Source organism: Bradyrhizobium sp. SZCCHNR1098, assembly GCF_032489375.1.
Taxonomy (GTDB): Bacteria; Pseudomonadota; Alphaproteobacteria; order Rhizobiales; family Xanthobacteraceae; genus Bradyrhizobium.
Window position 1 is genome coordinate 239,465 of sequence record NZ_JAUEXY010000010.1, and the last position, 12,812, is coordinate 252,276.

Genomic DNA, 12,812 nt, shown 5'->3' on the forward strand with positions numbered 1-12,812 from the left:
GGACAGAGACATGCGCAAGGCAATGATTGTATGGGGCGGCTGGCCAGGACATGACCCCGATCTGTGCGCCTCGATGATCCGCGGCTGGCTGAAGGCGGAAGGCTTCGAGGTGCGGATCGAGACCACGACGGCCGCGTTCGCAGATCCTGCGATCCACGATCTGTCGCTAATCATTCCAATCTACACGATGTCCAAGATCGAGAAGGCGGAAGCGCTCAATCTCTGCGCGGCGGTGCGCAGCGGAGTCGGGCTCGCCGGCCATCATGGCGGCATGTGCGATGCCTTCCGCGATTCGGTCGACTACCAGTTCCTGTGCGGCGGGCAATGGGTCGCCCATCCCGGCAACATCATCGACTATCGGGTCGACTTGACCAGGCCGGACGATCCCATCATGAAGGGCCTGACAAGTTTCGAGCACCGTTCCGAGCAGTATTACATGCACGTCGATCCGGCCAACGAGGTGTTGGCGACCACGACCTTCACCGGCGAGCACGCCCCATGGATCGAGGGGGTGGTGATGCCGGTGGTCTGGAAGAAGCGTTACGGCGCGGGCAGGGTATTCTATTCTTCGCTCGGCCACCGCGCCTACGAGCTCGACGTGCCGGAGATCCGGACGTTGATGACCCGCGGCATGCTATGGGCGGCGCGCGAGTGACGGCTGACGCGAACCCGTTACCGGTCCGGGCCACGCTGGAGGACGTCGCGCGGACGGCGGGCGTGTCGCTCGCCACCGTCGACCGCGTCATCAACCGGCGCGAGGGCGTGCGTGCCAAGACCGTTGCCCGGGTGGAGGCCGCTGTTGCCAAGCTGGGTTATCGCGCCGACGTCGCAGCGGCACGGCTCGCGCGCGGCCAGAGCTTCCGCTTTGCCTTCGTGCTGCCGACCGGCGGCAACAGCTTCATGACCATCCTGACCGAGCAGGTCCAGCGCACGGCAGAGTGGCTGGCCGGTCAGCGCGGCTTCATCGATATCCTCCACGTCGACGTGTTCGATCCTGACGTGCTGGCCGGTGCGCTGGAGAACCTGTCGCCGGCCTATCAGGGCGTTGCGGTCATCGCGCTGGATCACCCCAGAGTGCGCGCCGCGATCGACGAGCTCACCGCGCGCGGCGTCGCGGTGGTGACCCTGGTCTCGGATGCCCCGAGCTCGCGCCGCCTGCACTATGTCGGCATCGACAACCCTGCCGCGGGACGGACGGCGGCCACGCTGATGGGGCGCTACCTCGGCGGCCGCGAGGGGACGGTTGCCGTGATCGCGGGATCATTGTCGTTGCGCGATCATGCCGAGCGGCAATTCGGCTTTCACCAGATCCTGTCCAGCGAGTACCCGAACCTGCTCGCGCTTCCGGCCATCGAGGGCCGCGATGAGAGCGAGCGCACGCAGGAGCTGACCGCCGCGCTGCTCGCCCGCCATCCGGATCTGCGCGGCATCTACTGCTGCGGCGCCGGCAACCGTGGCATCGCCGACGCGCTCGAGGCATCCGGCCGCGCCCGGGATGTGGTCTGGATCACCCATGAGCTGACCCAGCACACGCGGCGGTTCCTGGTCCGCGGAACGCTGGACGCCATCATCAACCAGGACCCCGGCCACGAGGCGCGCTCGGCGGCGCGCATTCTGCTCGCGCACTGCTCGGGGGAGCCGATCAGTCCAGACCAGGAGCGCATCCGCATCGATATCTTTCTGCGGGACAATCTGCCCTAGCAGATCGGCCTAGAGCCAGCCGAAGATGGCGAGCGCCAGGATGGCCTGGGCGATGAAGCCGACCACGAACGCCAGCGTCCGGAACACGGGCAGGCCGATCGCGTAGACGATGACGTGGGCCACCCGCGACCAGAAATAGACGGCGCAGGCGAGCACGGTCCATTTGGTCGAATAGTCGATCGCGTTGAGGATCAGCACCAGCGGCGCGAAGATCACGAGGTTCTCGACCGCATTGTCGTGCGCGAACATCAGCCGCGTTGCCCACGGCGCGTGCGGCTTGTCGTTGCGGGAGGGGTTGGCCATCGCGCCCGTGAGGCCGCGGACCTGGCAGCGGTTCAGGATGTAGGGAACCCACAGCAGGCCGGTCAGAATGACCGTGAGCGTCAGCCAGAACAGTTCGCGCGTCATCGAGATCCCCTCAACTGATTCCCGTCCCGTCCCGGCGGGACGGAGCGGTTATAGTCAATCGCGGCGGATCACGCTATGCGCGGACGCGGACATAGGAGCCCGGCGCATCCTCGAGCGGTGGATAGGCCTCGCTGCCGACGCCGCGCGCGGGAACCTCTTCCGGATCGAGCTGGCTCAGCCATTCGCGCCAGTCCGGCCACCAGGAGCCCTTGTGCTCCTGCGCGCCCTTGATCCAGTCCTTCAGCGAGATGTCGTGGATCTGGTCGTTGGTCCAGTACTGATACTTGCCGGAGGAGGGCGGGTTGACGACGCCGGCGATGTGGCCGGAGCCCGACAGCACGTACTTCACCGGCCCGCCGAAGAATTGCGAGCCGTACAGCACGGAGTCGGCCGGCGCGATGTGGTCCTCGCGGGTGGCGAGGTTGTAGACCGGCACCTTCACCTTGGAGAGATCCAGCAGCGTGTTATCCAGCACCATCGTGCCCTGCGTCAGCCGGTTCTCCAGATAGCAGTTGCGCAGGTAGTAGGAATGGTTCGCCGCCGACATCCGCGTGGCGTCCGAGTTCCAGTGCAGCAGGTCGAACGCCTGCGGCGCCTGGCCTTTCAGGTAATTGTTGACGACATAGGACCAGATCAGGTCGTTCGAACGCAGCATGTTGAAGGCCATCGCCATCTTGCTGCCCTCGAGCACGCCCGACGCCTGCATGTCGCGCTCCAGCGCCGAGATCTGGGTCTCGTCGACGAACACCAGCAGATCGCCGGCATGGGTGAAGTCGACCTGTGCGGCAAGGAACGTCGCCGAGGTCACGCGCTGGCGGCGCTTGTCGGCGAGCCAGGCGAGCGTGGTCGCGAGCATGGTGCCGCCGACACAGTAGCCGAGCGTGTGCACCTTCATCTCGCCCGTCACCTTCTCGATGACGTCCATCGCGGTGAGCGGGCCTTCCTTCATGTAGTCATCCCAGGTCTTGGTCCCAAGCTTTTTGTCGGGATTGACCCAGGAGATCACGAACACCGTGAGGCCCTGATCGACGCACCATTTGATGAAGGATTTCTCGGGGCGCAGATCGAGGATGTAGAACTTGTTGATCCAGGGCGGCACGATCAGCAGCGGCGTGCGCAGCACGTTCTCGGTCGTCGGCGCGTACTGGATCAACTGCATCATCTCGTTCTGGAAGATCACCTTGCCCGGCGTCGTCGCCATGTTGACGCCGACCTCGAGATTGCCCGGGTCGGACTGGCGGATCTTCAGCGAGCCCTTGCCGGCTTCGATGTCCTCCGCGAGCATCTGCATGCCGCGCACCAGATTGTCGCCGCTCGACGCCACCGTCTGCCGCAGCACCTCCGGATTGGTCAGGACGAAATTCGAGGGCGCCAGCGCATTGATGATCTGGTTGACGTAGAACTCGGCCTTCTTGCGCGTGTGCGGATCGAGGCCTTCGGCATTGTGGACCAGGTCCTGGGCCCACTGCGTCGTCAGCAGATAGGCCTGCATCACGAAATCGAAGAACTGGTTCGACTTCCATTCCGGATCGGCGAAGCGCTTGTCGCGCGGGGAGGGCGAAATGGCCGGGGGTGCGTCTTCGCCGGCGAGACGGCGCGAGGCCGAGCCCCACAAATCGAGATAGCCCTTGGCGATCTTGGTCTGGATGTCGCTGGCGCGCTCCTTGTCCGACAGCCAGTAGTCGGCGACGGCGGTGAAGGATTTGACGACCTCGGTCAATTCGGTCGGTGGCCGGTCCTGAACTTCGCCTGTCTCGCGCGGCTTCAGATAGGCCGAGAGCGCCTTGCCGCTGCTTTCCATGGCTTTCGCGATGTTCATCGCGAACGCTTCCGCATCGAATGTTTTTTCTGGATTGCTGCTGTTCTGAACGTCGGTCATGGCTCAATCACACTATCGCGTCGGGACCGTCTCGTCACCGCGCGAGATCAATAATCCGCGAGTTTGCGACAAATTCGATTTCTGATTGTTGCGTTGCGAAAAAATCTCTCGCTTCCGACATGTTGATCACGTAGCTGGATGAAATTCCTGTTCAAGCCGGTAACGTTTCGAGTGACAATTGGTTGTACTGCGGCAAAATGCGCCGCGCCGCGGTCGGACTGGGCACCGCTGACTGGAAGTTGGGGACCGAGGGACGTGCGCGTGGGGACGCAGGGGCGAGGCTGGAGGTCGGGACGGCGCGCCCTTGTTGCGGGGCTCGTTGTGTTCGGCGCGCTCGCGCTTGCCGGGTGCTCCAGTCCAATCGCGGACATGCCGTCGCTCGACGCGGATGCGGTCGCCCGACCCAAGGAGCCGGGCGGGTATCTGCCCGTCAACGACGTGCCGCGCGACCGCGATGCGCCGATCATTTCGCCGCAGGAGCGCGCCAAGATCGAAAAGGAGCTGCTCGCGGCGCGTGACCGCCAGGCTTCGGCGGGCACCACCACCAGGCCCAAATGATCGGCCAGGTGACCAAGGGCTGGGAGATCGGCCGCTCTGAGCGGCGTAATTGTCTGGCGTGGCGCGGCGGCCATGATAAAACACCGCCATCAACACCTCCGCGTGTCGTTGCCAGCCAAGCCGCGAGCCCGTGCTAAACTCCTGATCCAGCACCGGTTTCAATGCATGGCCCGCGTCGCCGCAGCGCCAGCTCTGCTGGCGAATCCGCCCCCGGTTGCCGGAGCCGAGAGACCCATGGAAGATTTCTATCGCATCCGCCGTCTGCCGCCTTACGTGTTCGAGCAGGTCAACCGGGCCAAGGCGGCCGCGCGGAACGCCGGGGCCGACATCATCGATCTCGGCATGGGCAATCCGGATCTGCCGGCGCCGCCGCACGTGCTGGAGAAGCTCAAGGAGACCCTCGGCAAGCCGCGGACCGACCGCTACTCGGCGTCGCGCGGCATCGTCGGCTTGCGCCGGGCGCAGGCGGCCTATTACGACCGCCGTTTCGGGGTGAAGCTCAATCCCGACACCCAGATCGTGGCGACGCTCGGCTCCAAGGAAGGCTTTGCCAACGTGGCGCAGGCGATCACCGCGCCGGGCGACGTCATTCTCTGTCCCAATCCGAGCTATCCGATCCACGCCTTCGGGTTCCTGATGGCGGGCGGCGTGATCCGCTCGGTGCCTTCGGAGCCGACGCCGCAGTTCTTCGAGGCGGCCGAGCGCGCGATCATTCATTCGATTCCGAAGCCGCTGGCGCTGATCGTCTGCTATCCGAGCAACCCGACCGCCTATGTCGCGAGCCTCGATTTCTATCGCGACCTCGTCGCATTCGCGAAGAAGCACGAGATCCTCATCCTGTCGGACCTCGCTTATGCCGAGGTGTATTTCGACGACAAGAACCCGCCGCCGTCGGTGCTGCAGGTGCCTGGCGCGATGGATGTCGCGGTCGAGTTCACCTCGATGTCGAAGACCTATTCGATGGCCGGCTGGCGCATGGGCTTTGCCGTCGGCAACGAGCGCATCATCGCAGCGCTCGCCCGCGTGAAATCGTATCTCGACTACGGCGCGTTCACCCCGGTGCAGGTCGCGGCCACGGCTGCCCTGAACGGTCCCGACGACTGCATCCGCGAGATGCGCGACGTCTATCGCAAGCGCCGCGACACGCTGGTCGAGGCGTTCGGCCGGGCCGGCTGGGAGATCCCGTCGCCTGAGGCCTCGATGTTCGCCTGGGCGCCTTTGCCGGAGAAGTTCAAGAGCCTCGGCAGCATGCAGTTCGCGACGCTCATGGTCGAGAAGTCCGGCGTGGCGGTGTCGCCGGGCGTCGGCTTCGGCGAGCATGGCGAGGGCTATGTCCGCATCGCGATGGTCGAGAACGAGCAGCGCATCCGGCAGGCCGCGCGCGGCGTCCGCCGCTTCCTTGAAAGCGGGATCGAAACGTTGCACAACGTCGTTCCCATCGCCAACCGGCGTTGAACCCTCCCGTATTTTCCTTTCGACAGGTTCTTTGATTCCATGGTCGCACCCCTGAGAGTGGGCATCGCGGGCCTCGGCACCGTGGGTGTCGAGGTCGTTCGTCTCATCGAGCGTCAGGGGCGCGTGCTCACCGAGCGGACGGGACGCCCGGTGAAGGTCGTTGCCGTGACGGCGCGGTCGAAGGCCAAGAAGCGCGGCATCGATCTGTCCGGGATCAAATGGGCCAAGGATCCGATCGCACTGGCTGGTGATCCCGAAATCGACTGCCTGGTCGAGCTGATGGGGGGCGCGGGTGATCCCGCGCTGTCGGCGATCGACACCGCGCTCAAGGCCGGCAAGTCGGTGGTGACCGCCAACAAGGCACTGATTGCGAAGCATGGCCTGAAGCTCGCCAGGGCGGCCGAGAAGCATGGTGGCGCGCTGAACTTCGAAGCGGCCGTCGGTGCCGCCATTCCGGTGATCAAGACCCTGCGCGAGGGGCTTGCCGGCACCGGCATCAACCGCGTCTATGGAATCCTGAATGGCACCTGCAACTACATCCTGACGCGGATGGAGCAGGAGGGGCTGTCGTTCGACGAGTGCCTCAAGGATGCCCAGCGCCTGGGCTATGCCGAGGCTGACCCGTCGTTCGACATCCACGGCCATGACACCGCACAGAAGCTTGCGATTCTGGCGAGCCTCGCCTTCGGCACCCAGGTGGCGCAGAACTCCGTCTATGTCGAAGGCATCTCCTCGATCGCGCCGGAGGACCTGCGCGCGGCCGCTGAGCTCGGCTACCGCGTCAAGCTGCTTGGCGTTGCCGTGCGCACCGCCAAGGGCATCGAGCAGCGGGTGCATCCGACGATGGTGCCGAAATCCTCCTCGATCGCCCAGGTCATGGGCGTGACCAACGCGGTCACGATCGACGGCGACGGTATCCCGCCGATCACGCTGGTCGGTCCGGGGGCAGGGGGCGCCGCCACGGCCTCCGCGGTCGTCGCCGACATCGCCGATGTCGCGCGCGGTATCCGCGCGGCGCCGTTCGGACGGCCGGTCGACAGGCTGCAGGCGACCGAGAAGGCGCCGATGGAGCGGCACGAGGGCGGCTACTACATCCGCTTGATGGCGCGCGACCATGCCGGCACGGCAGCGACCATCGCGACCCGGCTCGCCGAGCAGAAGATCTCGATCGAATCGATCGTGCAGCGCCATCCCAACGGCAGCGAGCCGGCGAAGACCGCCGGCAAGTCCGCGCCGGTCCCGGTGATCCTGATCACCTACGCGACCCACGAGGACGCCGTGCATCGCGCGCTCCAGGCGGTGCAGCGCGACAAGGTCATCAGCGGCAAGCCCCAGGTGATCCGGATCGAGAAGAACTAGCGCATGATGCACAGGGAACCGCTTGTCCCTGCTCAAACAAACGCGTGGCGTTTGGTATAGGTTCATGCTCAAACCAGGAGAGTAGACAGGCGGGGAACGGCCATTCGTGCCGACCGCCTGACCCGGCTGCCGCCCAGGGGGGCGGCGTGCGAGCGGTAGATTTTGATGGCGGATGTCCGCCGTGACGTCTTGAGGAGTTGACCGATGTCGACGCAGATTTCTGTCCCGCAACAATTGCTGCTCGAGCGCATCCTGACGCTGGAGCTGGTGCGCGTGACCGAACGGGCGGCGGTATCGGCGGCGCGGCTGCGCGGCCACGGCCAGGAGAAGCCGGCCGACCAGGCCGCCGTGGATGCGATGCGCCGCGAGCTCAACAAGCTGCCGATCGAAGGCACGGTCGTGATCGGGGAGGGTGAGCGCGACGAGGCGCCGATGCTCTATATCGGCGAGAAGGTCGGCCTCAATGCCGGCCCCAGGGTCGACATCGCGGTCGACCCGCTCGAGGGCACCACCCTGTGCGCCAAGAACATGCCCGGCGCGATCGCGACCATGGCGATGGCCGATGGCGGCACGCTCCTCCATGCTCCCGACGTCTACATGCAGAAGATCGCGGTCGGCCCGGGCTACGCCAAGGGCGTGGTCGACATCGACGCGACGCCTGCCGACAACGTCCGCCGGCTCGCCAAGGCCAAGGGCGTCGAGCCGGGCGCAATCACGGTGCTGGTGCTGGACCGCCCGCGCCATGCTGACATCATTCAGGGCGTGCGCTCGACCGGCGCTGCGGTACGCCTGATCACTGACGGCGACGTCGCCGGCGTGATCCACTGCGCCGATCCCGACAACACCGGTGTCGACATGTATCTCGGCACCGGCGGCGCGCCGGAGGGCGTGCTGGCCGCGGTGGCGCTGCGCTGCATCGGCGGCCAGATGCAGTGCCGCCTGATCCTCGACACCGAGGAGAAGCGCGAGCGCGCCCACAAGATGGGCGTCGGTGATCCCAAGATGATCTACGGCATCGAGGACATGGCCCGCGGCGACTGTCTGTTCGCGGCCACCGGCGTCACCACCGGCTCGCTGCTCTCCGGCGTCAAGTTCCGCAAGGACGGCGTCATCGAGACCGAGACCGTCGTGATGCGCTCGGTCACCGGCACGGTGCGCTACATCCGCGCCGAGCACCGCCAGCTGGCGAAATTCCACCTCGACTGATCCAGCGCAGTCGTTCCGGGGCACGCGGAGCGTGAACCCGGAATCTCGAGACCGTGGCGCGAGATTCCGGGTCTGCGCGCTGTGCGCGCATCCCGGAATGACGAAATTGGAGAGCGGCTCAGCATGTCCGATCTGTCCATGGTCAAGGCGCTGGTGTTCGACGTGTTCGGCACTGTCGTCGACTGGCGCACCAGCCTGATCAACGACTTTACCGCGTGGTCGAAGACCCGCGGCATCCAGGGTGACTGGACCGCGCTGGTCGATGGCTGGCGCGGGCTCTATGTCGGCTCGATGGACGAGGTCCGGAGGCATCCGGAGCGCGGCTACGTCATCCTCGACGTGCTGCACCGGCGCTCGCTGGAGACGCTGGTCGCGCAGCTCGGCATCACCGGCCTCACCGAAGCCGATCTCGATCATCTCACCCGCGGCTGGCACCGGCTGCATCCGTGGCCCGACAGTGTCGCCGGGCTGACCCGGTTGAAGTCCAAATACATCATCGCGCCGCTCTCCAACGGCAATGTCGCGCTGCTCACCAACATGGCGAAGTTTGCCGGGCTTCCTTGGGATCTCGTCCTGTCGGCCGAGCTGTTCGCGCACTACAAGCCCGATCCCGAGACCTATCTCGGTGCCGCACGTCTCCTTGGTCTTTCGCCCGCTGAGGTCATGATGGTCGCCGCGCACAACAATGATCTCGAGGCGGCGCAACGCTACGGCCTCAAGACCGCCTTCGTCGCTCGCCCCACCGAATACGGCCCGCTGCAGAGCCGCGACTTCGAGGCCACCGGCGCCTGGGACATCGTTGCCGATGATTTCGGCGGCATCGCCGACCGGCTCGGCTGCTGATCCTCCTGCCTCACGCACCCGACACGATCACGCCGTACCAGCCGAGACCCTTGTAGGTCTCGTAGCCGGGCGTCGCGTGGAACGCGACCATGCGCCCGGAGATGTCCTGATAGAAGCCGCTGCGTTTGCCATCGAGCTTCAGCGACACCCGCTCGCTGAGAATGCCCTGGCCGTCCGAGGACGCGATGACGCGCAGATTCGAATCCACCAGCAGCACGCGCGCCTTGTCGCTTTCGCTGACGCGGACGCCCTGCACGATCGCGCGCGCCTGAGCCTCCCAGTCGAAATGAATGGCGAGCACGCCGAGCGGCTTGCCATGGGCCTTGCCGTCCTCGCGGACCGAGGCGCAATAGGTCGCGACCTGGGCGTTGCCGAGCAGCGGCTGGCACTCGACGTCGCCGGCGACGTAGTCGTCGCCCGACCGCAGTCCGCGCGCCTCGCGAAACCATTTGGTGTCGGCGACGCTCTGGCCGACGACGTTGAAGCGGTCGGCGCGGCCGTTGGCGATCACCTTGCCGCTCGGATCGCACAGCCACAGATCGAGATAGACGGTGTAGGCCGACAGAATCACCGCGAGCCGATCGGAGACATGGGCGACGCGTGCGGCGTCTGGGTCCGCCGCGCAATCGACCACGGCCGAATCGGTCGCCCACCAGCGCACGTCGCAGGTCCGCTCGTAGAGATTGCGGTCGATCAGCTCGATCGCATTCAGCGCCAGATCGACCATGCGCTCGCCGCGCGCCCGCTCGGTCATGCGTTCGATCGAGCTCTTCAGATTGCCGGTGCGGGTCGTGAGCTGGCCTTCCAGCTCGCGCGCGATGGTCTCGACGAGCTGTCCGACGGCGCGGACCTCCTGGGCCACCACGGCGAAGCCCGCGCCCTGGGCGCCGACCCGCGAGCTCTCGATCAGCGCGTTCAGCGCCAGCATCTTCATCTGGTTGGTGATCTGCTGGATCGACTTGGTCTTCTCGCAGGCGATCTGATTGACCTCGCCGGTGAGCCGGGCGATCAGCGCCGAGACGTCGGTCTCGTCATCCTTGGGAGTCGTTTGTGCCGGAGCGGCGGAGGGCTGCGTCTTCAACTCGGGCGCGGTCAGCATCGGCAATGAACTCCATGTTGCCGCGCCTCCTGGTCGGCACGAAGAGGGCGGACAAATCGGATGTAATAATTGATTGAAATGTTACGGAGTTCGCCTAACGGCTGTTTAATGCACTCCATTGAACGCAGCTCGAATTTTAGGCAACCAGCCGTATATGGGCGGCATTTCCCTGATTTCCTGTGAGTTCCGCCAAGTTCTGGGACGATTCTGGTGGGTTTCATGGATGGAACCTGCTGAGGCAGGCCAGTTGCTGTAGATTCGACGGCGTCCGTTTCGAATCGCTGCGCTGCAAGCGAGGCCCCGCGCGTCATGGCACCATCCGCCCTTGCACTGCCCCTGAGCGCCCCGCAGGCGTTCCTGGGCGTGCGGCTGTCGCTGACCAACAAATTGTGGCGCGACCGGCTGGATGCGCGCGGCGCGGCGCGCGCGCTTGCGATGGTGCAGCGCTATCAACTGCCGGAGATGCTGGCCCGGGTTCTGGCGGGGCGTGAGGTCGAGCTCGATCAAGTCAACGACTTCCTCGATCCCACCATCCGCAAGCTGATGCCGGATCCGTTCACGGTGACGCAGATGGAGGCGGCGGCCGAGCGCATTGCCGACGCCGCGGTCAAGGGCGAGAAGGTCGCGATCTTCGGCGACTACGATGTCGACGGCGCAACCTCGGCGGCGCTGCTCGCCTGGCACCTGCGCCATTGCGGGCTCGATCCGCTGATCCACATTCCCGACCGCATCTTCGAAGGCTACGGCCCGAACGTCGACGCCATCCGCGCGCTCGCGGCCAAGGGCGCGACGCTGCTCGTGACGGTCGACTGCGGCACCACCAGCCTCGAGCCGCTGGCGGAGGCGCGGCGGCTCGGCATGTCCGTGGTGGTGATCGATCACCATCAATGCGGCGAGGACCTGCCCGAGGTTAACGCTCTGGTGAATCCGAACCGGCCCGACGATCTCTCCGGCCTCGGCTATCTCGCCGCGGTCGGCCTGACGCTGGTCACGCTGGTTGCGGTCAATCGCGAGCTGCGCGGCCGCGGCTTCTGGAGCAGCACGCGCCCGGAGCCGGATCTGCTCAGCATGCTGCATCACGTCGCGCTCGGCACCGTCGCCGACGTCGCGCCGCTGATCGCGCTCAACCGCGCGTTCGTCGCCAAGGGCCTGATCGCGATGCGCCGGCGCGACCATGTTGGGCACACCGCGCTGATGGATGTCGCCCGGCTCAACGGTCCGCCCGAAGCCTGGCATCTCGGCTTCATGCTGGGACCGCGCATCAATGCCGGCGGGCGCATCGGCCGCGCCGATCTCGGCGTGCGGCTGCTGTTGGAAAGCGACGTCTCCGAAGCCGCGCGCATCGCGGCCGAGCTCGACCGCCTCAACAGCGAGCGCCGCGTCATCGAGCAGCAGGCCGAAGCGCAGGCCGAGGCCGAGGCGCTGGCCTCGCTCGGCCTGGAGGACAAGGGCGCCGTCATCGTGACGGCGTCCGAAGGCTGGCATCCGGGCGTCGTGGGTCTCGTCGCCTCGCGGCTGAAGGAAAAGTTTGCCCGTCCGGCGTTTGCGATCGCGCTCGAGCCCGGCGGCATCGGCACCGGGTCGGGCCGTTCGATTCCCGGAGTCGATCTCGGCAAGGCCGTCCGCCATGCCGTGGAGCAGGGCATCCTGATGAAGGGCGGCGGGCACGCGATGGCCGCCGGCGTCACCTTGCGCAAGGAGCGGTTGGCCGAGTTTCGCGCCTTTCTCGAAAGCGCGCTCGCCGCCGACGTCGCCGACGCACGGCACGTCAACGAGATCCTGATCGACGGCGCCATCAGCGCGCGCGCCGCGACGCCGGAGCTGGTCGCGACCCTCAATCGCGCCGGTCCGTTCGGCAGCGGCAATCCCGAGCCGATCGTGGCGCTGCCATCGCATCAACTGGTCTATGCCGACGAGGTCGGGCAGGCGCATCTGAAGTTGCGCTTCAAGTCCGGTGACGGCGCCATGGTGAACGCCATCGCATTCCGCTCGGTTGGCCAGAAGCTCGGCAACGCGCTGGTTCAGCATCGCGGCCAGATCCTGCACGTCGCCGGCACGCTCACCGTCGACCGCTACCAGGGAGTCGAGCGCGTGCAACTGCGCGTGCTCGATGTCGCCGTGCCGGATCATGGACCGGCGATGATCAGGTAGCGGCCCCAACACCGCGCGGAGGCAGGGACGACAGCGGAGTGCGGGGGGCCGTCGCGTGATTACAGGGCAAGTCTTTGTAATCCCGCCGCGCATCTGCGCTCGAGTGATGCTGGATCAAGACCCTCATCAGAGAAGAGAGGGCGCAGGGAATGC

The 12,812-nt window shown here is 66.1% G+C and carries 11 protein-coding genes; 8 read left to right on the forward strand and 3 right to left on the reverse strand.

Annotated features, from left to right (window positions below; translation table 11 throughout):
- Positions 1 to 10 precede the first annotated feature (10 nt).
- A complete protein-coding gene (locus QX135_RS22080; RefSeq protein ID WP_315712128.1) occupies positions 11 to 655 on the forward strand; it encodes a ThuA domain-containing protein in 645 nt (214 codons plus the stop codon).
- Positions 652 to 1,701 carry a LacI family DNA-binding transcriptional regulator gene (locus QX135_RS22085; protein ID WP_316234280.1) on the forward strand — a complete coding sequence of 350 codons (1,050 nt, stop codon included), beginning with the start codon at positions 652 to 654 and terminating at the stop codon, positions 1,699 to 1,701. Before QX135_RS22080 ends, QX135_RS22085 begins: the two co-directional genes overlap by 4 nt.
- Positions 1,702 to 1,710: 9 nt before the next feature.
- Here the strand turns inward: QX135_RS22085 and QX135_RS22090 are convergent, their stop codons facing one another.
- Positions 1,711 to 2,109, reverse strand: coding sequence for an MAPEG family protein (locus QX135_RS22090; protein ID WP_315737826.1), 399 nt, complete (start codon positions 2,107 to 2,109; stop codon positions 1,711 to 1,713).
- 73 nt (positions 2,110 to 2,182) lie between these two features.
- Positions 2,183 to 3,988 (reverse strand): class I poly(R)-hydroxyalkanoic acid synthase, encoded by a 1,806-nt coding sequence (locus tag QX135_RS22095; RefSeq protein ID WP_315772192.1) that lies wholly within the window; start codon positions 3,986 to 3,988, stop codon positions 2,183 to 2,185.
- Between the two features lie 369 nt (positions 3,989 to 4,357).
- Between QX135_RS22095 and QX135_RS32455 the strand changes: the two genes are divergently transcribed.
- From QX135_RS32455 to QX135_RS22120, 5 genes are all read left to right on the forward strand, one after another.
- Positions 4,358 to 4,546 (forward strand): hypothetical protein, encoded by a 189-nt coding sequence (locus QX135_RS32455; RefSeq protein ID WP_409997747.1) that lies wholly within the window; start codon positions 4,358 to 4,360, stop codon positions 4,544 to 4,546.
- Positions 4,547 to 4,780: 234 nt separating this feature from the next.
- Positions 4,781 to 6,001, forward strand: coding sequence for an LL-diaminopimelate aminotransferase (locus QX135_RS22105; RefSeq protein WP_315737828.1), 1,221 nt, complete (start codon positions 4,781 to 4,783; stop codon positions 5,999 to 6,001).
- A 39-nt stretch (positions 6,002 to 6,040) separates the two neighbouring features.
- Positions 6,041 to 7,360: a homoserine dehydrogenase gene (locus QX135_RS22110; RefSeq protein ID WP_316180053.1), complete on the forward strand. Its 1,320-nt coding sequence runs from the start codon at positions 6,041 to 6,043 to the stop codon at positions 7,358 to 7,360.
- 204 nt (positions 7,361 to 7,564) lie between these two features.
- The gene (gene glpX / locus QX135_RS22115) at positions 7,565 to 8,566 is read left to right on the forward strand and encodes a class II fructose-bisphosphatase (protein WP_315737830.1); all 1,002 of its coding nucleotides are present in this window, start codon (positions 7,565 to 7,567) and stop codon (positions 8,564 to 8,566) included.
- A 123-nt stretch (positions 8,567 to 8,689) separates the two neighbouring features.
- On the forward strand, positions 8,690 to 9,409 hold the full coding sequence (locus QX135_RS22120) for a haloacid dehalogenase type II (protein WP_316180051.1): 720 nt from the start codon (positions 8,690 to 8,692) through the stop codon (positions 9,407 to 9,409).
- A 10-nt stretch (positions 9,410 to 9,419) separates the two neighbouring features.
- Here QX135_RS22120 and QX135_RS22125 read toward each other — a convergent pair whose 3' ends face one another.
- Positions 9,420 to 10,508, reverse strand: a complete 1,089-nt coding sequence (locus tag QX135_RS22125; protein ID WP_315737832.1) for a methyl-accepting chemotaxis protein — start codon at positions 10,506 to 10,508, stop codon at positions 9,420 to 9,422.
- A 309-nt stretch (positions 10,509 to 10,817) separates the two neighbouring features.
- On the opposite strand from QX135_RS22125, the gene recJ reads away from it, so the two are divergent.
- On the forward strand, positions 10,818 to 12,659 hold the full coding sequence (recJ, locus tag QX135_RS22130; protein WP_315798556.1) for a single-stranded-DNA-specific exonuclease RecJ: 1,842 nt from the start codon (positions 10,818 to 10,820) through the stop codon (positions 12,657 to 12,659).
- Positions 12,660 to 12,812 lie beyond the last annotated feature (153 nt).

What these genes read in the sequence shown, in the direction of transcription:
- QX135_RS22080 (WP_315712128.1), top strand. Translation starts at nt 11, where the DNA reads ATGCGCAAGGCAATGATTGTATGGGGCGGCTGGCCAGGACATGACCCC.
- QX135_RS22090 (WP_315737826.1), bottom strand. Translation starts at nt 2,109, where the DNA reads ATGACGCGCGAACTGTTCTGGCTGACGCTCACGGTCATTCTGACCGGC.
- QX135_RS22095 (WP_315772192.1), bottom strand. Translation starts at nt 3,988, where the DNA reads ATGACCGACGTTCAGAACAGCAGCAATCCAGAAAAAACATTCGATGCG.
- QX135_RS32455 (WP_409997747.1), top strand. Translation starts at nt 4,358, where the DNA reads ATGCCGTCGCTCGACGCGGATGCGGTCGCCCGACCCAAGGAGCCGGGC.
- QX135_RS22105 (WP_315737828.1), top strand. Translation starts at nt 4,781, where the DNA reads ATGGAAGATTTCTATCGCATCCGCCGTCTGCCGCCTTACGTGTTCGAG.
- QX135_RS22110 (WP_316180053.1), top strand. Translation starts at nt 6,041, where the DNA reads ATGGTCGCACCCCTGAGAGTGGGCATCGCGGGCCTCGGCACCGTGGGT.
- glpX (WP_315737830.1), top strand. Translation starts at nt 7,565, where the DNA reads ATGTCGACGCAGATTTCTGTCCCGCAACAATTGCTGCTCGAGCGCATC.
- QX135_RS22120 (WP_316180051.1), top strand. Translation starts at nt 8,690, where the DNA reads ATGTCCGATCTGTCCATGGTCAAGGCGCTGGTGTTCGACGTGTTCGGC.
- QX135_RS22125 (WP_315737832.1), bottom strand. Translation starts at nt 10,508, where the DNA reads ATGCTGACCGCGCCCGAGTTGAAGACGCAGCCCTCCGCCGCTCCGGCA.
- recJ (WP_315798556.1), top strand. Translation starts at nt 10,818, where the DNA reads ATGGCACCATCCGCCCTTGCACTGCCCCTGAGCGCCCCGCAGGCGTTC.